Raw genomic sequence first — 18,131 nt, 5'->3', positions numbered from 1 at the left:
CTACGGCGTACTGGTGATCGCGGTCCAGCAGCCCGGCTTTGTCGGTGAGTTACGGGTTATGGCACAGATCTTGGGGAGCCGTCGCGGAGGGTGGCGATATCGTTCGATTGCAAGGGGTGATCACGACCCTGGGCCCGTCACTGCGCACCTTGACCACCAGGCATGAGCCTTGTCCGACCCGGCACATACGCTGTCGCGACGGCACTGAGATCCTGAAGGTGGAGGCGGCATGTCTTTGACGTGGTTGGAGACGGAGGGCGGCCCGTTCATCGTGGTTCCACGCACCGCGCTGCCGCACTGGTCGGGAACGGAGGGCGACTACGACCGGGCTTGCGAGGTGATGGATTTCGTTGGAGTCCTCGCACTGCCTGGCGGAGCCGAGGCGCTGGTCCTTGGGGACGAACCTCTCTCCACCACTTACCTTCCTGAGTACCGAGTCCTCGTCCGCTGGTGCTACGCGGAGAGCGAGGACGGTGTCGCCGACATCATCCGGGCGGGAATTCCCATCGCCGAGTGGGAGGAAGGACCTGCACTGAGCACCACTGGCGAGCTCGTGATGTTCGATGCCGCTTACTTCGGCACCGAAGTCGGGACACTCACGGGCAGTGCCGCTCTCGAACTCGCCGCTGGCCGCTACCGGGTGGACTCGGCAAGCATCGAACCCAATGACCTGACGTCCTTTCGCGTCCACCGATTCGTCGAACTGGCCTGACCCAATGTTGTAAGGGTCCCGGGGCGTCGCTGCTGAGGGTCACTGAAGCAGGATCTCTTGCGTAGGAGTTCGAATCCGGCTCGCCCGTAGAGCTGCCTTTTGATCTTCTTGAGGCGGTTCACGGCGCCTTCGATGCTGCCGGAACTCCAGTCCAAGGTGAGGCCGGCTGTCACTGCGTCGAGGTCCCGGAGCAGGTGGAGTGCGAAGCCGGTGAGGCCGGGTAGCTGGCTGGCGTCGACTGCGTCGATCCAGGCAGGGAGCGTGGCGCCGAGGCGGCCGGTGAGTATCTCGCCGAAGTCGCGGATGTGTCCGGGGCCGTGTCCAGTTCGGGGCAGCGTGCCAGGACATCCTTCAGGCCGGCGCGGTCGTCCTCGCTCAGCGTGGCGGGGTGTCGGGTGAGCCAGCCCGTCACCTGGCGCACCCGCGGAGGCCGGGGCGGTGTGCCGACCGGAGTCCCGCGGAGGGTGGCGATGTGGGCGCGCACCATCTGGTAAGTGACGGGCGCGTTGGCGGCAACGAGTTCGCTGTGGAGGCGGGTGACGCTGGTGCATCCCGCGGCGAATCGGCGATCCAGGTAGGGCTTGTAGGGGTCCAGCCTGCTTGGCCGGGGCCGGTTCTCGCGGATGGTTTCCTGCCAGCGTGTGGCGTTCGCGTAGCGGAGCACAGTGTTGAGACCCCAGCCCAGGTGCCGGGCAATCGCCCGGCGTGAGTGACCTTGGGCAAGAAGCTCGTGGACCAGGGCATGTGCCGCCTTCTTCCGCTCGGCCCGCCGGCCGGCGGGCACCGGGTCGTCCTGGGACCGACCGGAAGCCAGTCGGGTGGCCTCCGGCAGCATGCCGCTGGACGACGGGTTGCGCAGGCAGTCTCGGTGGGCGGCGACGCAGGTCTCCACGGCTCGGCCGAGGCCCTGCCACAGATGGAACCGGTCGGCGACCTGTAGGGCGCCGGGGGCACCGCGCCGGGCGCCCTCGGCGTAGGCGCCCGCCCGGTCCCGGCAGATGATCTCCACGCCGGGGTGGCGGATCAGCCAGGCGGCCAGTGGCCCGGCTTCACGGGTCGGGAGTACATCGACCACGCGATGGTCTTCGACGCTGATCAAGACGGTGGAGTAGGTCTGGCCGCGGCGGATCGCGAAGTCGTCCACGCCCAGCACACGCGGCGTGCTGAACAGTGGATCGGGGCAATGCCATGACCCTGCGTAACAAGGTCATCCGTCCCGTGCCGAAGCCGAGCTGGGCGGCCAGCCGGGCGCCGGCCCGCCCGGCCAGCGCGAGCCCCACTCGCTCCAGGGCGTGGTTGAGCCGCCCGGTGAACCGTGCATGCGGGGCAGCCAGCCGCGAGAACGGCTCGGCAAACGTCCGGCGCGGGCAGTCCGCCGACGCGCAGATGAAGCGCCGGACCGTCAGTCGGATCACAAAGCCCTGATCAGCGAGCGGTAGGTCCTTCAGCCTCCGCTGATATCGGTCGTGGACCCGGTCCGAGAAGCGGCCACAGTCCGGACATCCAGAGCCAGCGCTCGGCCACTCGCCACCACCTCGACCGTGCCGAACGCGGCCGTCACCGCCTCGACATCCACATCGTCGATCCCGTCGAACACCAGAGAGTCCCAGAACGGTGCATCGGTCTGCATGACCAGCACCATCACCGTCCACAACCGACCGCAGCAGTGCTCGGCAGACACCTGAGGGAGCGTCAATTCTGTCCGTGGGACGACAAGGCGTACGCCGTCTCACACGAACCCGTCTCCTCACAATCGAACATCGAGGTAACGCTCCGCGACGACTCCCCAAGATCTGTGCCAGAACCCACTTTTGGGAGAGTTCCCCATGATCATCCGCCTGCGACGGCCCTTCCGGGTCATCGCCCTGGCCACGGCGCTGCTCTGCGGCTTGGCCGCCGTTCCCCTGATGGCCACCGCTGCGAGCGCGGCGAGCCCTGTCTGCATCAGCGGCACGATCCAGTACGACTACCAGTCCGCCGAGGACGGTACGGCCAAGCCCATTCGTACCAAGCCGCTCCGGAAAGCCCGCGTCGAACTGATCGGTGCCGAGAAGAGCACTGACACGCCGCATGGGCTCAACGTTGTGGGCCTGACGGACACCAGCGGCAACTACAACCTCTGCTACACACCCACCACGACCACCTCGCTGGGCAGCGTGTCGGTGAAGGTCTGGGCCTACAACAACCTGTGGCGGGTCGTCGACGAGAGCGCCAACAAGTACGCCTTTTCAGACGGCTGCGATCTCCAAAGTCACCGGCAACAGGAACCTCGGTGTCGTCAAGCCGGCCACGTCCAGCTCACGCCCCTTCCACATCTTCGACACGCTTTTCACGCTGTGGACGAACCGCGCCAACCCGACGAGCGAGTGCTGGTCCGCCCAGGAGAGCGACAGCAGCGCCTGCAGCCCGCTCATGGTGTACTGGGGCGAATCCACCAGCCCCAGCGCGTCCTACGACGGCTACGACAACAGGATGTATGTCTACGGTGCCGCGGCGGACACCGAGCACGCCATCCTGCACGAGGGAGGCCACTTCCTCATGAACCGCCTCTACGGCGGGCAATCCCCGCTCGTCCAGAACTGCCGGCAGCATTTCGTTCCGTGGGTCAGCTCCGAGACCTGCGCCTGGTCGGAGGGGTTCGCCGACGCCGTGGCCGCCTACCTGCTGGGCGATTCCCGCTACGTCCACCCCGACGGCACGAGCGAGGGCTTCGCCTACGGCGCCTCGTGGCAGGTCGGCGACCAGGTGCAGGGCAACGTCGGCGGCTCCCTGCTCGACCTGTGGCGGGGCGTGGACAACGGCATGGCCAAGACCCTCACCGCCCTCACGACGCAGAGGCCGGACACCTTCTCCGCCTACTTCAACACCGTGCGCCCCAGCGCGAACCCGCCGCTGTCCACCAGTGCGGACGCGCTGAGCAAGCTGGCACCGCACACCATCGACTACGGGCCCGCCCTCGCTGGCAACGGCGCGTACTACAGCCTCACCGACGGCGGCGGCCTGGCAGTCGACCTCACCAACTCCTGCGCAGCCGGCTCCACCGTCATCGTCGCCGCCCGGGACACCAGCCGCGGCTCGCAGCGCTGGAAGTTCGACGCGAACCCGGACGGCACCGTGCGGATCACCAACGGCTGCGCCCAGCCCCTGACCCTCACCGCCGGCACCGACGTGGGCAACCCTGTCACCGCCCAGGCGTTCGGTTCCGCCAACGCCTACCAGAAGTGGACCGTCGCCAAGGCCAACGGCACGCTCAAACTCACCAACCCGCAGACCGGATTCGTCCTCGACATCAACGGCAAGACCATCTCCGCGGGCACGGCGGTGACCACCGTGTGGTCAGGCAGCGCGAATTCCCAGTCCTGGGCCGCACTTCCCTAACCCGCTCCACACCTGGTACCCCGTCCACCACCTGGCGGGGCACCAGGCATTGCGGCCCTGCGGCCCGGGGCTCCATGGAGAACGAAGCCGCAATGGAGGGAATGTAAAAGGAACGGTGTGCCGCAGCGCCACGGGCTGTTCGAGATAGGGACAGAACCGGGGTCCCGGCTTGTACACCGCGCGCGGTCAGCCAAGGTGCTGCAGGAAGAAGGTGGCCGCCTCCCTGCCAACCCGCACGCGGACGGTCGGGTCAGCAGGATCCGGCGCGAAGAAGTCGTCGTGGCGAACGTGGGGGCCGGCCGATCGGCCATTCGCCGTGGGAATATGCTCCAGGTACGGCCTGGTATCGACTTCATAGGGGTTGACCGAGTCCGCCCCTCCCCAGCGGATCTCCACCGGCACCTGCACGGTTGCCAGACTCTCCGGGGTCACGAAACCGCCGACGCCTGGGGCCACCTGGAAGACCGCTCGCATCCGGGAATCCAAGAGGTCTGCTCCAGCGCCTTCCAGCACAAGCCGCGACGACTCGTCTTCCGGATATTTCTTCCGCAGCGCCTCCACTACGCCGGGGAATTCGGGAATGTCAGGCAAGGGCAGCGCCCCCGACAGCACGGCCCACGCAATCTGCGGGTCGACGCGGGCCCCGGCAAGTGCCGCCGCCGTATAGCCGCCGAGGGAGAATCCCGCTGCGCCGACCGGACCGAGAGGCTGTTCCCGAGCGAGCGCATCGAGGGCGAAGGAGACGTCCCGGGGCCGTTCCCACACGTGGAGAAAACCCTCAGGCTCGTAACCGTCGACAAAGTTGTTGCCGTGGTGGTCAAGGGCCATCACCCGGAATCCCGCCTCACGCAGCGGACGCACCAGCCACTCCATGTCTCCGCCCGAGCCCCCGGTGCCGTGCGAGACGACGACCAGCGGGGCGGGTGCGGTCAGGGGATGCTCCGGCTCCCATAGGTAGAGACGGACGGGACGCGGATGAGCCGGATCCCGCAGATCATGGCGGGACTCGTCGTACAGAACGCGTATCAGCGGATGTTCCCGTACAGAGATCGTCATGGCGACATCGTAGAGAGACGGCCAGGCCCTGATACCACTGGCCGACCCGCACCCTGGCGTCGTGCAAGTACGAAGACGAAGAACGAGTTGAGGGTGAACCGCTGGGCCGGGCGGCCGTAGCAGCGGTTTTGTACGAGTACCGCGCCATCGGCCGTGGGCGAGTTCCGGATGTCCAGGCGCTTCCCGGAGTGGGCCACCGTGACGGTGGAGATGCCTCGAAAGGGAGCGGCCTGGGGCTGGCCCGCGAGCGTGTCTGCGCTGTCAGATGCGGAAGCGGCCCGGCTTTCGGCCCTGGACCGCCCATGCGCGGGCGGTGAGCTTGTCGTTGAAGCTCCGCGATCGAACGAACCTCGAACTTGATCAGCGGCGCTTGACGGAACTCTTGATCGACTGATGTGGGGAGTCCGTGAGGTGGATGCTTGGTGCAAACGCATTCGCCGCAACGAAGGAAGCACTTGTGACGATCCGAGTCCTGATTGTTGATGATCAGTCCCTCATCCGTTCCGGACTGCGCTCGGCCCTCGAAGCCGTCTACGGGATCGAGGTCGTCGCCGAGGCCGCCGGTGGCGCGGAAGCAGTGAGCGCCACCCGGGAACACCGGCCCGACGTCGTCGTCATGGACCTCCACATGCCGCACATCGGCGGGGTAGAGGCCACTTTTCAACTGATGCGCCTTGAGGACGCCCCGCGAGTGCTGGTTCTGACCACCTTCAACACCGACGACCTGGTGATCGAGGCCCTGAACGCGGGGGCCGCCGGATTCCTACTGAAGGACATCAGGTCCGATGAGCTGACAGCCGCGGTGCGGACGGCTGCGGACGGTGGCACCGTGCTGTTGCCCGAGATCATGACGAAGCTGGTCAGCCGGGCGCAGGCGAGGACGCCGGCCGGGTCCAACGGCTGGCGAGAGAAGATCGATTCGCTGACGGACAGCGAACGCGAGGTCCTAGATCTCATCGCTGCCGGGTATACCAACCAGAAGATCGCCGAAGTGCTCCATCTGTCTCTCGCCAGTGTCAAGACGCACGTGTCTCGTATGCTCGCCCGCCTCGGTCTCGACAACCGCACACAGGCCGCAGTTCTCGCTTACGAGGCCGGTCTGGTCGGCTCAGACCAGACCGGTGGCCGCTAGGGCCTGTGTGAGGTTGTGATCAGTCGGCGGGTTTGAGGAGGTCGTCGATCCAGATTATTGCGGCGCGGAGGTGGAGGCCGGCGAGGTAGCTTTCGGGTGACTTGTCGTAGCGGGTGGCGATGCCTCGCCGGGCTTTCAGCTTGTTGATCAGGCGTTCGACGGTGTTCCGCTCCTTGTAGAGGCCGGTGTCGTGGCTGACGGGCCGGCCGCCTCGTGCGCCCTTCTTCTTGCGGTTGACGGCCTGGTCCCGTTTCTCCGGGATGACTGCTTTGATTCCGCGTTTGCGCAGGTAGGCGCGATTGCCGCGCGATGAGTAGGCCTTGTCCGCGGCGACCGCTGCGGGTCTGGTGCGGGGCCGGCCGACCGGCAGCCGGACCCGCACCCGTGTCCCGGCGAGACGGTGCGCCGGGCCGCTGCCGCGTGAAGCGCGAGGTGTTCGTGAGAGCGAGCACCGGGGCCTGGGGTGGACGTCAGCGCCAGTGCGCGGCCCATGCGCGGGCGGCTGTGATCGTGTCGTCGAGCTCGGTCATGCCATGCTCGCGCCAGTCCTCCCAGGAACGCGCCTCCGCCTCCGTGAGAACTCGCACCCCATCGCGAGGAGCCGTGGCGAACGCGGGGATGGTCTGGGCCCAGCGCGCCGCGTCTTCGACGCTCTGCTTGCCGTCGAGCACCAGGCGGAATCCCCAAAGTGCGGCGTCGATCCATGCGGGGCCGCGCATGGCCCATGCCCAGTCGATCATCCACACCCGGCCGTTGCGCTCGACCATGAAGTTGGTGGCGGCCGGATCCGAATGCACCAGCCGGTCCCCCGTCAGGAGGCCTTCGTGGGTGGGGTCGCAGTACTCCCCCCACCGGTCCCACGGCGTCAGCCGCACCCCGTCAGGCGCGGGCAGCAGGCTTAGCTCGCGCAGGGCCGCGGCGACCGGCTCCAGATGGTCACCGTCCTCGCCGAAGTACGCCCATGCAGACGCGTGGGCGCCCTCGAAGCAGAGCAGCAGCCACCCGCCGGCCTCTTCCTGCCACAGCAGCTTGGGGGCGACGGCGGGAACGAACGGGGCGACAGCTGCTTCGGCCCGCAGCTCACCGATCCGGGGGTGGTCCAGCGGCAGGCCCTTGACGAACACCATCTCCGGGCCGGACTCCGGCCAGAACAGCGACGCGAGCGCGGAACTGGTCCCCGACTCCACCTCCGCTCTCGGGCAGTCCTCCCCCACCCGGGCCGCGATCGCCTGCCGGGTTTCGTCGGGAAGCTCCTCGAACGGGAGCCGGTCAACGCGCATGACCGGTCAGCCTCCTGTCCGGGGCTGCTGCGGATTGTTCGGCGGGAACGGCGGGTTCTTGTCCGGACGGGTCGGCGGATCAGTCGACGGACGCCCCGGCGGCGGCTTAGACGTCGGCCCGGGAGAAGACGGACGCCGATCAAGCAGAGGAACGGTCATGGCGCGAAACTACCCGCCACCTTCCCACCGCCACCCAGCATCGGCGACATTGGCCATAACGCGCCGCCACCCCCGGGCCACGGACTCCCCAGCTAGCTGGCGTAACCCTCCCGAGGCAACTGTGCCGCGGTCTTGCGACAGCCGGCCCGCGCCGGGGAACTGGGACACCCGTCCTCCGGCAGACATGCAAAGAGTCCCGCCGTCCCTCTACAACGGGACGGCGGGACTCGGTGGAGCGCTGGGCAGGCCTTGCACCTGCATCCCCCCACGGGAAGTGGGGTGTCTTTCCTTGGACCACCAACGCGCGTCAGCACGCCCCGTTCCGGGAGGCTAGCTGAAGACCAATACTACGCCATGGTCTTCTCTGTGCCCACCGACCCGCGCTGCGTGGTGGGTCACGGCAGGACGGAGGCCAGCGCGGCGGTCACGGCGGCTAGGAGTGTGGGTCAGTAAACAAGAAGGCGTGGCTGCCCGTCAGCCGCGATGCGACAATCCGTCCGCATCTTGATCCAGATCCGCGTCCCGGAGGTTCGCGTGGACATCGCCTCGCTGCTGCCGATGACCACGGCCCGGTTGTCGTTGCGTCTGTTCACTCCCGGCGACGCCGACGATCTGTACGCCTACCAGAGCCTGCCCAGCGTGGCGCGCTACCTGTACCGGCCGGCACACACGCGGGCGCAGCGAGCAGGTTGCGGCCGAGCGCGCGGCGTACTCGGTCTGGTACGCGGACGGGGACAAGCTGGCGCTTGCCGTGTGCCGACGCGATGAGCCCGGCCTCCTCGGCGAGGTGACGCTCACCCTGGCCGATGCCCGCGCTGCCCAGGCCGAGATAGGCTGGACTGTCGACCCACGTCACCAGGGGCAGGGCTATGCGACCGAGGCGGCCCTGGCGCTGGCCCGGTTCGCCTTCGACAGGCTGGGCGTGCACCGGCTCTACGCACGGCTGGATGTGTTGAACACCGGGTCCGTGCGGGTCTGCGAGCGCCTCGGGATGCGTCGGGAGGCGCACCTGGTCGAGAACGACCTCGACGGGGACCGCTGGGGAAGCGAGTACATCTACGCGGCGCTGGCCGCCGAGATCGGCGGCCGATGCGGCAGTTGAGCCCGACGCGCCGCCCCCTGTCCGTGCGGGCACTGGCACAATGCGAGCCATGGACGAGATGCAGCTGCCCCACTCGGGCTGGAGGAACGGTGAGGTCCCCGTCACGCACGCCCCGGACGGTGCGGCCACGGTGGCCGAGACCAAGGGCGGGGTCCTCGGCGGCTTCTACGTCTAGGGCGTGATCGACACTCCCGAACGGCTCGAGCAGGGCAGCATGCTCACGGCGTTCAGCATCGGTAGCGGCCGGGCGCGGGTCATCGTGCCGAGGGAGTACACGCACCTCAGGGTGAGGCCGGGCCGTGGTGGCCGGTTCCCCCCGCTGGAAGTTCGGGTTCCGCGGCTCCGGCTCGCTCGCCGAGCTGGGGAACGCAGCCGAGGGCAAGGGCGAGGACGTCCTCCGCTACACCGGCGGGCGCACCACGGTGCGGTTGGAGCTGAAGGAGGCCGGGCGCGTGACCCTCCGGCTCCGGTCGTTCAGCGGTGATTACGAGGCAGAACTGATCACCTGCGACGGGCCCTTCCGCGGCACCGTCGACCTGCCCGGCCCCGGCCTGATCGAGGTGGACAGCCGGGTCCCCCGGACGATCACCGTCTGAGTGGCGCGCGGTCACCGGTGCTGCCACCACCAGATAAGCGCCGTGGTCATGGCGGTTCCGACCGCGGTCGCGGACCCCTTGACGACGGCGAACAGCACCGACCATCCGGCCCGCCGGACCTCCGCCTTGCCGAGCTTCTTCATCGACCTCACCTCTCCTCTTCGGTGCTCCCATCCTGGGCAGCGGTGAGGCGGGAAGGACGATTGCGGACATCATCGGATTCGCACCCGACAGAACCGAGCGAGCTGGCAAGCTGTCAGACAGTCTCGGACACCTGAGGGGGCGCTGATGGCGAGGTTGCGACGTCCGGAGCTGCCGGTCGGCCCGCACAGCGAGTTCAACACCGCACTGCACGAGCTGCACCATCGGGCGGGCTGGCCTTCGGTCCGGGTCATGATGGACGAGGTCGGGATCGGTGAGGCCGGGCGCAGCAGGATCTACGACGCCTTCAGCAGCGTACGGCTGCCGACCTGGGGCCTGGTGGAGCTGATCGCGGAGAGCCTGGCCAAGCGGGTCCCCGGCCGCTCGGCGGACGCGGAGCCGACACTTCTGCATGAGCTATGGCTGGCGGCGAGCGGTGCTCCCGTACCGGAGATCCGGCGTCCGGCCGAATCCGAGTGGTTCGAGGAGGAGTTGGCCTCGATCAGGGCCGTCGTCGATGCGCACGCCCGCGCGCTGCTGCTGGCCGAGCTGGCCTCGCGGATGACCGAGGACGACGAGCGGCGGAGCCTCCAGGCCGAGGCGCTGCGGTCCGTCCGGACGATCCGCAACAACCGGTCCTGCGCCAGGGCGCTGGTCGAACTGTCTTCCGGCCTGGATGCCGATCAACGCGGGCAGGCGTTGACGGACGCGCTGAATTTCGTCCGCAGCATCGGCAAGGAGGAGGAGCGGGTGGAGACGCTGGCGGAGGTGGCCTGCCACCTCGACGGCGAACACCTGCGCCAGGCCCTGGGGATCGCTCGGGCGCTCAGGCACCCGGCTCCCGCCCTGATCGGCCTTGCGAAGAACCTCAAGGACCGCGAGGGCACCAGCCATCGCGCACTGCGCGCCGACGCGATGGCGATCGCCGACGAGGTCAACGACGACGTCGCGCGGTGCCGGGTGTACGAGGCGATCGTTCCCTACCTCGACGGCGACGAGCCGGACGTCGTACTGGAGGCCGTCCGCCACATCGAAAACCCCTTCTCCGCCGCGGGTCTGCTGGCCAGGCTGGCCAGGCAGGGGCTGACCGACGAGCAGCGGGACCGGGCGCTGGCCGCGGCGTACGCGCTGGACAGCCGGAAGGCGCGCTCGGAGGCGTTCGTCGGGCTCGGGCCGTACCTGGGCCCCGACCAGCTGGCGACGGTCATAGCCGACGTCGACAGGATGGTGGGGGACGAGGTGTTCGAGAGCCGGCTGCAGACGCTTCAGGGGCTCGCGAGGCAGCTGCCCTGATCCGGGCTACCGCCAGTCGTCGGTTCCGCCCAGCAGCGCGACCAGCTCCAGGCCGGGATCGTCCGCCTCGGCCGACCACCGGTCGTGGGTCGCCGACCAGAGCGGTGCCAACTGCAGTGGCCACGGCAGCCGGTAGCGGTGGACGAACGGCGGCCGACCGGGGTGGTGGACGACAATTCGCTGTCCCAGCAGGTTGCTCCAGTGGTGGACCTTGGCCTCGGCGGTGACCGCGGTCTCCCGGTCGCCGATCCGCAGCACCCGCCGGCCGTCCACCTCGCGCAGCATCGCGGCCTGTCGGCCGAGCTGCCCCGACCAGAGGACTCCGGCCTCCACCGGGCTCGCAGTCGCCATCCCACCGCTCACTCCGCAGCGCCCCGACAAGGGCGAGTACAAGATCTGCCACCCGACAGACTAGGAGCGTGTCTCGGGAACGGGCAACCCGCCTGCGTCTCGTGATCTTTCGTGCGGGATGATCCCGGTATGCGTGGCGAGGATGGGCTGTTCGAGGTCGAGCCGGTCGAGGTGAAGCGGACGCCGGGTCGTGCGGCAGCGGTGGACAAGACGTTCCGTGCGTTCGACCCGCATCAGGTCCTGCTGCTGCCGCCATCGCTGGACGACTGGCTGCCCGAGAGCCACCTCGCCCGGTTCGTCGCGGACCTGGTCGACGAGGTACTCGACCTTGGACCGGTCCTGGCGGACTACACCGAGAAGCGGGGCTATCCGCCCTACGATCCCGGGCTGATGGTGCGTCTGCTGGTCTACGGCTACACCACCGGCATCCGCTCCTCGCGGGCGATCGAGCGCAAGTGCGCCGACGATGTCGCGTTCCGGTTCCTGGCCGCCGACCAGGCCCCGGACTTCCGCTCGATCGCCCGGTTCCGCCGCCGCCACCTCGACGCCTTGGCCGACCTGTTCAACCAGTCCCTCCACCTCGCGGCCAAGCTCGGCATGGTCAAGATGGGCCGCGTCGCCCTGGACGGCACCAAGCTCGAAGCGAACGCCTCCAAGCACAAGGCGATGAGCTACGGGCGCCTCGTCGACAAGGAAGAGCGGGTAGAGGCCGAGCTCGCCCAACTGGAGGCGAAGGCCGCTGCCCTGCTCCCCGACGCCGAGGCCACCGACGAAGCCGAGGACGCCACCTTCGGCGTCGACGGCAAGGACATGGACCTGCCCGCCGAGCTCGACCGGCGCGAGAAGCGCCTCGCCAGGCTGCAGGCCGCCCGCGCCCAGATCGAGGCCGAGGCCGCCGACAAGGCCCGCCGGCACGCCGAGGACAAGGAACGACGCCGCCAAGACCGCGCCCGCACCAGCGACGAGTAGGCCGTCACCGACGCCGGCGAGGCCGGCGCCGCCAAGGCCCGTCCGAAGCCGAAGGCCCAGGCGAACTTCACCGACCCCGACTCGCGGATCATGAAGAACAGCGACGGTGCCTACATCCAGGCCTACAACGCCCAGGCCGTCGTCGACGAGGCCCACCAGGTCAGCACCGCCGCCGACGTGACCCGCAACGCCTCCGACGCGCTGAACTACACCACGATGCTCGACCAGTCCCACGCGAACACCGGCCGCCACCCCAAGCAGGCCCTCGTCGATGCCGGCTACTGCTCCGAGACCAACCTCGAAGCCGCACGGGACCGTCAACTCGCTTGCGGAACCGACACATTCATGGCCACCGGCCGCCTCGCCCACGACGAGCAGGTCCCACCCGCACCACGCGGACGCATCCCCAAGAACGCGACCCTGAAAGAGCGCATGGCCCGCAAACTGCGGACCAAACCCGGCCGGAAGGCCTACAGCCGCCGCAAGGCCACCGTCGAACCCGTCTTCGGACAGATCATGACCTGCCAGAACGGCCGCCAACTCCTCCTGCGCGGCGAGGACGGCGCCCGCGGCGAGTGGCGCCTGCTCGCCGCCTGCCACAACCTCCGCAAGATCTTCCGCCACGCCGGGACAGCAGGGATCGCCGCCCTGGCCAGCTGACCCAGCCGAACTCCCCGGCCACATCACGAGCCCTGCCCGCCGGACACCCGGCGGGCAGACCCCCTCCAGAGCCCCACACAGGCCCCAACCGGGCCGCCGCGACCGATCCGCCAGTCACGGGAGCGGAGCCGCTTGCTCGTTACTGACCCACACTCCTAGGGTCACCACCGCCCGCCCGCACGCAGGCGGGGTAGCTGGCGCAGTCGAGAAGGGGGGCACCACGGCGCCGCCCGACTGGGCGGCGTCAGGGCAGCAGGCGCGAGCGCACGGGCGGAAATTCTCCGGGACGAGCGGCCACACGAACCTGAGCTTGAAGGGCGTGCAATCGGTGTCGTCGGTGTACAGGTCCTCCAGCCGGTCGAAGTCCTGTTCGTTGTAGGCGGTGGCCCGTGCGCGAGCTTGTTGCTGTCCATTGGGCTGGGTCTTTCGGTGTCTGAAGCCCTGTTCAGGCGTATTTGCCGAGGTCGCTGGCCTTGAGGGCGGCCTGGTCGTTGATGCCGATGACGCAGCCGTCCGGGTCGCGGAAGTAGAACATGCGCTGGCCGGTATGGTCGGTGTCGGTGTCCTTGATGATCTCCGCGTGCCGGGCGATACGGTCGTGGGCTCCGTCGAAGTCGTCCACGCCCAGATAGAACATGCCGGCGAAGCCGATGGGGGTGTCGGCCAGGCTTCAGGTCGGCGTTGCTGTACAGCATCCCGCAGAATCCGCCCTGGTAGAGCAGCATATGGATGTCGTCGCCGGGGCTGGCGGTGCTGGAATCGACGTCGAAGCCGAGCTGCTTGTAGAACACGATGCTGGCCGCGGTGTCCTTGACACAGACCAGGCAGCCCGGTATCGGGCCAGCCCACCGCCCGCTGGCACCACCTCGAACCCGCCGACCAGCCCACCCGCACCTGCCCGCAGTGCACCCCCCACCACACCCACAGAACCACCACCCAGGCATTGGCCTACCACCCCGCACACCAGCGCCTATGCCCACGCCACCACCAATGGGCCACCCCTGCCGCCGACCGTGCGTCGCTGGACACCCATGCACTACCCGAACTCGGCCAGGCTCACCACGCCCACCAACGCCTCACACGCCGGCCCGACGCCACCACCGCCTACCAATGGGCGAGCACGATTTTCGAGGGCGGCGACGAACGAGTACGGCCAGCCGGGGATGAACTGGTCCGAGGAGCGTCCGCTGCGGCCGTAGACGTGGCAGAACAGGCGATCCGCGCTGTGCGGCGCGTCAGGACGGAGCCAGTTGATGACATCGACCGCCAGGACCAGGCGCCTGTCGGGGGCCCGCGGTATCGGCAGACCGGCCAGCACCTGCCGTAACCGGGGGTACGTCCACGTTCCCGTGGTTCAACGCCTCGTACATCGCACCGTGCCCACGCCGGTGCTCGGCCACCAGCGTCAGATCCACCAGCGACGTCACCGGGCCGTCCGCGCACAGCAATGCGTCCACGAGCTCGAACAGCTCGTCCCCGCGCACGGTCAGGCAGTCGCATAGGTCCTCCCGCAAGCGTGACGCTTACGCGAACGCATCCCCGGGACCGGCGTCTGGCAGCAGACGCACCTTCCTGATCGGTGCACCTTGGTCGGAGCACATGATCAGACGAAGGCCGCCCCAGCGTCCCGCGCATGCCCAGCCGGGCTGCCCAGTTCGATACGCCGTTCGAAGTCAGTCAGGCAGCGCCACGGTGAGATCCACCTCGACGAGCTGTCCCGGAAAGCCCAGCTGGGCGACGCCCAAGAGCGTGCTGGCGGTGGTAAACGCCGGACCCAGGGCAGACTCGGTGAGCCGACGCCATGCGGCTCCGAGAATGTCCCTCTCATCGCTCCGCACGTAGATCACTGACCGCACCACATGTTCAGGCTGGGCACTCACCGCTGCCAGGGCAGCGAGCGCGTTCGCGACAACCTGGTCGACCTGCGCCTCGGGGGAACCGGAACCGACGAGGTCACCATTCCGATCAAGCGGGCACTGTCCCGCCAGATAGGCGGTACGGCCTGCCTCCACCACGGTGATGTGGTGATAGCCGGGTGTCTCGTGCAGCTGCTCGGGGTTGATGCGGGTGATCTTCTCAGTCATGTCAGCGAGTCTGACCGGCGTGGTGCCAGCACGCACCGCATTTTCTCCACCGGCAAGCATTCCGCAGTGACGTGAGGTTAAAGAACAAGCTGAGGCTGAACTCGTGGTGTCGTGCCGCTGATCAGGCGGGTCTGATGGTCAGGCCTGTCTCGGCGAGGCAGCCGTCTGTGAGGTGACTGCGGTACTGGATGTGTCATAGGCCGCGTCGGATGCGCTGGTCGAGGTGTTAGGGGGTGCTGAAGGCGACGTCTGGGTCGGGGGACCGACGGTTGGGGGCCGTAATGGTGGGCGGTGGGGTGGGAGGCCGACGGGATGGAGCGTCGGCGCAGGGACGCGACAGTATGGGGGCCTGTCCGCAAACCCGACACCTCCTGACCGGGGAGCCGGCCCGGCGCATAGTCCCGCCGGCAGCGCGTCGGGAGGCGTGTTGAGGCCGCTGGCACGAGCGCCTCGGGTCGTCGGCAGTGAGCCGACGACCCTGGGTCGTGATTGGTCAGTAGCCGCTGCTGCCGTAGACCCGCTGGCCGTTGTACGTGCCGCCCTGGCAGTACCAGTAGCCGCTGCTGTGCTTCACCGGGTAGCCGCCGCCGTACTTGCAGTCCCCCCAGGATACCTGGGGTGCCGCCTCCTCGGCCGCGAAGGACCCGGTGACGCTCATTCCTGCGAAAGCCAGAGTTGCGAGGGCCAGGCCGATCAGTTGTCGAACGCGCATGACTTGCTCCTCTCGGGGTTAGCCCGTTCGGGCCTTCCCAGAATGACTCCGCGGCGTGTCCGTAAGCACGTGCGATTACTCCAATCGGGTGACCCGGGGAGCGGCAGAACGCTCCTGGTCGTCATCGACAAACGCCTCCAGCGCCGAGCAGGCCCGCCCGCTGCTGCCCACCGACGGCGCACCGCTGCCCTGCTCCCCTCCCGCCATACCCTCGACGTCAACGCCCGCCCGCACGACCTGGACATCCTCGACGGGCCCGCCTCCATGGAGCTGCTGCGCCAGGCCCTGCACCAGGCCTGTCGCATCGGCGACAGTCGCATAGATGTCGGCGTACACGAACGTGGCTCTGGCAAGATTTTCGTAGCCGGAGATCATCTCGGTGACACGGTCGGCCGGTTCGCATAGTGGCGGCGGAGGTGGGGGCGATCAGGACGACGCGGTGGCGGGGGAGTGAGACGCCGGCGCGGCCGGCCATCAGGCGTTTCTGTAGCTTGACGTCGGTGATGCGGCCTTCGTTGACCCCGGAGCTGTAAGGGGTGGTGATGCCTTCGGCGACGGCATGCCGGTCCTCGTGCAGGGCTCCGGCGAGGCCGGCGAGAGGCCAGTCCGCTGTTCGCCAGGTCATTCAGCCAGCTTGGCGAGGGTGTGGCCTCCCGGTCGTCGAGCATGGCCGCGAAGCGGCGGACCAGGTCGTGGGTGTGCCTGAGTTCTGGGCAGTGATCGAGGAGCCGGGGCAGGCGGTCCTTGATGTGCAGGTTGCGGCGGTCGGGGTGGGTGGTAATCCATCGGGCGGCTTCCCGCGGGGAGGGTGGTCGCTCGCGCGGCTCGTCGAGGGGCAGGCCTCGTCGCAGTGGTGCGACGGCCATTTTCACGCGCTGGTAGTGGCCGAGGTAACCCTTGGCCTGGAGTTCCTCGTGCAGGATCTTCGCGCTGTGCTCTCCCTCGTCCCAGCGCTGTTGCAGGTAGTCGAGGTAGGGGTCCAGGGTGGAGCGCTTGCGGGGCGGCCGGCGCATCACTTCCTGCCAGGTCCGGGCCAGGGCGTACTTGGCGACGGTGCGGCGGTCCAGGCCGAGTTCCCGGGCCGCGGAGCTGTAGCTCCGGCCGGTGCGGGTCAGGGCCTGCACGGACTCGAACAGCCGGCGGGCATGCTCCCCGGCCCGGGTGTTGGCCGCGGTGTGCTCAGCGGCTTCCTTGACCGGTGCGGGATCTGTCTCGCTGACCGGGGACAGTGCTGCGGGCAGGCAGCCGCGGTGGGCGGAGCGATGTCCTGAACGCGCCGGGACGGGCCCTGCCACAGGTGAAAACGATCGCTGACCTGGACGGCGTCGGGGGCACCGTCGGCAATGCCCTGCCGGTAGGTGAGGGAGCCGTCACGGCAGGCGATCTCGACTCCGGGATGCGCGCGGAGCCATCGGCTGAGCTGTTCGGCATCGCGTCCTTCCCAGAGTGTGAGCGGGAGGCGGGTGGTGGCATCGACCAGGAGGGTGCCGTAGGTGTCGCCGTAGAACGCGAAGTCGACCCCACCCCAGCACCCGGGGTGTGACCAGCGGCGGCAGCGGCATCCGCATCAGCTGGGCGAGCACGGTGCACCGCGAGAGTCCGACGTTCATGACGCGCAGCATCCGGGCCCCGCCCCGGCCCGCCAGCACCACGCCGACTGACTCGACCAGGTGCTGCAGCAGCGGCGTTCGCCGCTGGTAGCGGACGGTCAGCCGAGGGACCTGTTCGGCGAAGGTCACCTTCGGGCAGGACGGGTTCTCGCAGTACAGACGGCGCACGGACAAGTCGATCCGGACGGGCCGGCCGCCGAGCGCCGCATCGGCGAGGTGCCGGACATAGCGGCTGTGGGTCCAGTCGCTCAGGACACCGCACCCGCTGCATCCCGCTGGAACACGGGAGCGGGTACGAGCCTCGATCACCACGACAGGACCGGAAGTATCAGCCGAGAACACCAGTAACCCGGCCAAGTGCGGTAAAAGCTTTGACAGTTCAACAGAACACACTCAAAGGCTGCCCACACCGCAAACCAGGCGACTGTCCGCATCGGGATGATCTCCGGCTACGAAAATCTTGCCAGAGCCAGCTCAGTCGTACGCCGACACGTTGGACGCTGTCCTCGACCAGTCCCACGATCCCGGCCTCCGTGCTGCGTTGTCGCTGAGCACAGGATCGAACGACGGCCCCTCACACATCCGATGAACTGGGTAAATCCCGAGCAAGTTCGAGTTCCGTTCGACGGCAGACCATAAACGACAAGCTCAGAGGTCGTTTTATCCTGCTGTTTCATCCTGGGATGGGATGGTTGATAGGCATTTTTGGGTCGCGCCAGGAGATGGTGTTCTCGCCGGTGAGGCGGCGGGCCATGAGGTCGGTCATGGCGAGGTGGATCATGGCTTCGGAGCGGTGTGGGTGGGTTTCGTAGTCGCGGGCCAGGCGGCGGTGGAGCATGAGCCAGCCGTAGGTCCGCTCGACCGCCCACCGCTTCGGGATGGGAGTGAAGCCCCTG

General features: G+C 68.3%; 22 protein-coding genes and 5 pseudogenes. 8 read left to right on the top strand and 19 right to left on the bottom strand.

Going from position 1 to position 18,131, the window contains the following annotated elements; all coding sequences use genetic code 11:
* Positions 1–229 precede the first annotated feature (229 nt).
* Positions 230–712 (top strand): Imm21 family immunity protein, encoded by a 483-nt coding sequence (locus tag ACIBAD_RS34770; protein ID WP_134068408.1) that lies wholly within the window; start codon positions 230–232, stop codon positions 710–712.
* Positions 713–881: 169 nt separating this feature from the next.
* Here ACIBAD_RS34770 and ACIBAD_RS34765 read toward each other — a convergent pair whose 3' ends face one another.
* From ACIBAD_RS34765 to ACIBAD_RS34750, 4 genes are all read right to left on the bottom strand, one after another.
* The gene (locus ACIBAD_RS34765) at positions 882–1,856 is read right to left on the bottom strand and encodes a transposase (RefSeq protein WP_398910835.1); all 975 of its coding nucleotides are present in this window, start codon (positions 1,854–1,856) and stop codon (positions 882–884) included.
* Positions 1,762–2,160 carry a hypothetical protein gene (locus ACIBAD_RS34760; RefSeq protein ID WP_398910881.1) on the bottom strand — a complete coding sequence of 133 codons (399 nt, stop codon included), beginning with the start codon at positions 2,158–2,160 and terminating at the stop codon, positions 1,762–1,764. The genes ACIBAD_RS34765 and ACIBAD_RS34760 overlap by 95 nt, the downstream gene beginning before the upstream one ends.
* Positions 2,157–2,393, bottom strand: a complete 237-nt coding sequence (locus ACIBAD_RS34755) for a hypothetical protein (protein ID WP_398910885.1) — start codon at positions 2,391–2,393, stop codon at positions 2,157–2,159. The genes ACIBAD_RS34760 and ACIBAD_RS34755 overlap by 4 nt, the downstream gene beginning before the upstream one ends.
* A 547-nt stretch (positions 2,394–2,940) precedes the next feature.
* The gene (locus ACIBAD_RS34750) at positions 2,941–3,147 is read right to left on the bottom strand and encodes a hypothetical protein (protein ID WP_398910833.1); all 207 of its coding nucleotides are present in this window, start codon (positions 3,145–3,147) and stop codon (positions 2,941–2,943) included.
* Positions 3,148–3,184: 37 nt separating this feature from the next.
* On the opposite strand from ACIBAD_RS34750, the gene ACIBAD_RS34745 reads away from it, so the two are divergent.
* On the top strand, positions 3,185–4,090 hold the full coding sequence (locus ACIBAD_RS34745; protein ID WP_398910831.1) for an RICIN domain-containing protein: 906 nt from the start codon (positions 3,185–3,187) through the stop codon (positions 4,088–4,090).
* Positions 4,091–4,276: 186 nt separating this feature from the next.
* Here the strand turns inward: ACIBAD_RS34745 and ACIBAD_RS34740 are convergent, their stop codons facing one another.
* Together ACIBAD_RS34740 and ACIBAD_RS34735 are read right to left on the bottom strand one after the other, a co-directional pair.
* On the bottom strand, positions 4,277–5,146 hold the full coding sequence (locus ACIBAD_RS34740) for an alpha/beta hydrolase family protein (RefSeq protein ID WP_398910828.1): 870 nt from the start codon (positions 5,144–5,146) through the stop codon (positions 4,277–4,279).
* Positions 5,143–5,580: an RICIN domain-containing protein gene (locus ACIBAD_RS34735; protein ID WP_398910826.1), complete on the bottom strand. Its 438-nt coding sequence runs from the start codon at positions 5,578–5,580 to the stop codon at positions 5,143–5,145. Before ACIBAD_RS34735 ends, ACIBAD_RS34740 begins: the two co-directional genes overlap by 4 nt.
* Before the next feature lie 23 nt (positions 5,581–5,603).
* Here ACIBAD_RS34735 and ACIBAD_RS34730 point away from each other — a divergent pair, with 23 nt between their 5' ends.
* Positions 5,604–6,278 (top strand): response regulator, encoded by a 675-nt coding sequence (locus ACIBAD_RS34730; RefSeq protein ID WP_398910824.1) that lies wholly within the window; start codon positions 5,604–5,606, stop codon positions 6,276–6,278.
* A gap of 19 nt (positions 6,279–6,297) precedes the next feature.
* On the opposite strand, the pseudogene ACIBAD_RS34725 reads toward ACIBAD_RS34730, so the two are convergent.
* Both ACIBAD_RS34725 and ACIBAD_RS34720 read right to left on the bottom strand, forming a co-directional pair.
* A pseudogene (locus tag ACIBAD_RS34725) lies at positions 6,298–6,660 on the bottom strand (transposase); the annotation flags it as partial.
* 88 nt (positions 6,661–6,748) lie between these two features.
* Entirely contained in the window at positions 6,749–7,558 is an 810-nt protein-coding gene (locus ACIBAD_RS34720; protein ID WP_398910822.1) for an aminoglycoside phosphotransferase, read from the bottom strand.
* 717 nt (positions 7,559–8,275) lie between these two features.
* Between ACIBAD_RS34720 and ACIBAD_RS34715 the strand changes: the two are divergent.
* From ACIBAD_RS34715 to ACIBAD_RS34705, 3 genes and pseudogenes are all read left to right on the top strand, one after another.
* Positions 8,276–8,819: pseudogene (locus ACIBAD_RS34715) on the top strand (GNAT family N-acetyltransferase).
* A gap of 49 nt (positions 8,820–8,868) precedes the next feature.
* Positions 8,869–8,994 carry a hypothetical protein gene (locus ACIBAD_RS34710; protein WP_398910820.1) on the top strand — a complete coding sequence of 42 codons (126 nt, stop codon included), beginning with the start codon at positions 8,869–8,871 and terminating at the stop codon, positions 8,992–8,994.
* A 124-nt stretch (positions 8,995–9,118) separates the two neighbouring features.
* Positions 9,119–9,415 (top strand): hypothetical protein, encoded by a 297-nt coding sequence (locus tag ACIBAD_RS34705; RefSeq protein WP_398910819.1) that lies wholly within the window; start codon positions 9,119–9,121, stop codon positions 9,413–9,415.
* Positions 9,416–9,426: 11 nt separating this feature from the next.
* On the opposite strand, the gene ACIBAD_RS34700 is transcribed toward ACIBAD_RS34705, so the two are convergent.
* Positions 9,427–9,558, bottom strand: a complete 132-nt coding sequence (locus tag ACIBAD_RS34700) for a hypothetical protein (RefSeq protein WP_351369912.1) — start codon at positions 9,556–9,558, stop codon at positions 9,427–9,429.
* A gap of 145 nt (positions 9,559–9,703) precedes the next feature.
* Between ACIBAD_RS34700 and ACIBAD_RS34695 the strand changes: the two genes are divergently transcribed.
* The gene (locus ACIBAD_RS34695; protein WP_134068415.1) at positions 9,704–10,849 is read left to right on the top strand and encodes a hypothetical protein; all 1,146 of its coding nucleotides are present in this window, start codon (positions 9,704–9,706) and stop codon (positions 10,847–10,849) included.
* Positions 10,850–10,855: 6 nt separating this feature from the next.
* Here ACIBAD_RS34695 and ACIBAD_RS34690 read toward each other — a convergent pair whose 3' ends face one another.
* Positions 10,856–11,200, bottom strand: a complete 345-nt coding sequence (locus ACIBAD_RS34690; RefSeq protein WP_134068416.1) for a hypothetical protein — start codon at positions 11,198–11,200, stop codon at positions 10,856–10,858.
* A gap of 147 nt (positions 11,201–11,347) precedes the next feature.
* Here ACIBAD_RS34690 and ACIBAD_RS34685 point away from each other — a divergent pair.
* Positions 11,348–12,829, top strand: a pseudogene (locus tag ACIBAD_RS34685) (IS1182 family transposase).
* A gap of 445 nt (positions 12,830–13,274) precedes the next feature.
* On the opposite strand, the gene ACIBAD_RS34680 reads toward ACIBAD_RS34685, so the two are convergent.
* The 9 genes and pseudogenes from ACIBAD_RS34680 to ACIBAD_RS34640 all read right to left on the bottom strand — a co-directional run.
* Positions 13,275–13,451 (bottom strand): VOC family protein, encoded by a 177-nt coding sequence (locus tag ACIBAD_RS34680; RefSeq protein WP_398910816.1) that lies wholly within the window; start codon positions 13,449–13,451, stop codon positions 13,275–13,277.
* Between the two features lie 504 nt (positions 13,452–13,955).
* A pseudogene (locus ACIBAD_RS34675) lies at positions 13,956–14,343 on the bottom strand (transposase); the annotation flags it as partial.
* 159 nt (positions 14,344–14,502) lie between these two features.
* Positions 14,503–14,913 (bottom strand): RidA family protein, encoded by a 411-nt coding sequence (locus ACIBAD_RS34670; RefSeq protein ID WP_134068418.1) that lies wholly within the window; start codon positions 14,911–14,913, stop codon positions 14,503–14,505.
* Positions 14,914–15,034: 121 nt separating this feature from the next.
* Positions 15,035–15,163, bottom strand: a pseudogene (locus tag ACIBAD_RS34665) (IS630 family transposase); the annotation flags it as partial.
* Between the two features lie 243 nt (positions 15,164–15,406).
* On the bottom strand, positions 15,407–15,625 hold the full coding sequence (locus ACIBAD_RS34660) for a hypothetical protein (protein ID WP_134068419.1): 219 nt from the start codon (positions 15,623–15,625) through the stop codon (positions 15,407–15,409).
* Positions 15,626–15,700: 75 nt separating this feature from the next.
* Positions 15,701–16,000 carry a hypothetical protein gene (locus tag ACIBAD_RS34655; protein ID WP_398910813.1) on the bottom strand — a complete coding sequence of 100 codons (300 nt, stop codon included), beginning with the start codon at positions 15,998–16,000 and terminating at the stop codon, positions 15,701–15,703.
* 736 nt (positions 16,001–16,736) lie between these two features.
* A complete protein-coding gene (locus ACIBAD_RS34650) occupies positions 16,737–17,105 on the bottom strand; it encodes a transposase (protein WP_398910879.1) in 369 nt (122 codons plus the stop codon).
* On the bottom strand, positions 16,996–17,544 hold the full coding sequence (locus ACIBAD_RS34645) for a transposase family protein (RefSeq protein WP_398910877.1): 549 nt from the start codon (positions 17,542–17,544) through the stop codon (positions 16,996–16,998). The genes ACIBAD_RS34650 and ACIBAD_RS34645 overlap by 110 nt, the downstream gene beginning before the upstream one ends.
* Positions 17,545–17,908: 364 nt before the next feature.
* A partial coding sequence (locus ACIBAD_RS34640; RefSeq protein ID WP_398910811.1) for a transposase occupies positions 17,909–18,131 on the bottom strand: 223 nt, incomplete at its 5' end.

Source organism: Streptomyces sp. NPDC051109, from assembly GCF_044455885.1.
In the GTDB taxonomy this organism is placed as follows: domain Bacteria; phylum Actinomycetota; class Actinomycetes; order Streptomycetales; family Streptomycetaceae; genus Streptomyces.
The sequence above is the reverse complement of the archived record's forward strand: the minus strand, read 5'-3'. Positions and strand labels throughout refer to the sequence as shown.

Bases quoted from the DNA above. Each gene is read 5' to 3' on its own strand.
- ACIBAD_RS34655 (WP_398910813.1), bottom strand. From the start codon at position 16,000: ATGATCTCCGGCTACGAAAATCTTGCCAGAGCCACGTTCGTGTACGCC.
- ACIBAD_RS34670 (WP_134068418.1), bottom strand. From the start codon at position 14,913: ATGACTGAGAAGATCACCCGCATCAACCCCGAGCAGCTGCACGAGACA.
- ACIBAD_RS34770 (WP_134068408.1), top strand. From the start codon at position 230: ATGTCTTTGACGTGGTTGGAGACGGAGGGCGGCCCGTTCATCGTGGTT.
- ACIBAD_RS34700 (WP_351369912.1), bottom strand. From the start codon at position 9,558: ATGAAGAAGCTCGGCAAGGCGGAGGTCCGGCGGGCCGGATGGTCGGTG.
- ACIBAD_RS34745 (WP_398910831.1), top strand. From the start codon at position 3,185: ATGTATGTCTACGGTGCCGCGGCGGACACCGAGCACGCCATCCTGCAC.
- ACIBAD_RS34740 (WP_398910828.1), bottom strand. From the start codon at position 5,146: ATGACGATCTCTGTACGGGAACATCCGCTGATACGCGTTCTGTACGAC.
- ACIBAD_RS34735 (WP_398910826.1), bottom strand. From the start codon at position 5,580: ATGCGTTTGCACCAAGCATCCACCTCACGGACTCCCCACATCAGTCGA.
- ACIBAD_RS34660 (WP_134068419.1), bottom strand. From the start codon at position 15,625: ATGCGCGTTCGACAACTGATCGGCCTGGCCCTCGCAACTCTGGCTTTC.
- ACIBAD_RS34710 (WP_398910820.1), top strand. From the start codon at position 8,869: ATGGACGAGATGCAGCTGCCCCACTCGGGCTGGAGGAACGGTGAGGTC.
- ACIBAD_RS34690 (WP_134068416.1), bottom strand. From the start codon at position 11,200: ATGGCGACTGCGAGCCCGGTGGAGGCCGGAGTCCTCTGGTCGGGGCAG.
- ACIBAD_RS34695 (WP_134068415.1), top strand. From the start codon at position 9,704: ATGGCGAGGTTGCGACGTCCGGAGCTGCCGGTCGGCCCGCACAGCGAG.
- ACIBAD_RS34720 (WP_398910822.1), bottom strand. From the start codon at position 7,558: ATGCGCGTTGACCGGCTCCCGTTCGAGGAGCTTCCCGACGAAACCCGG.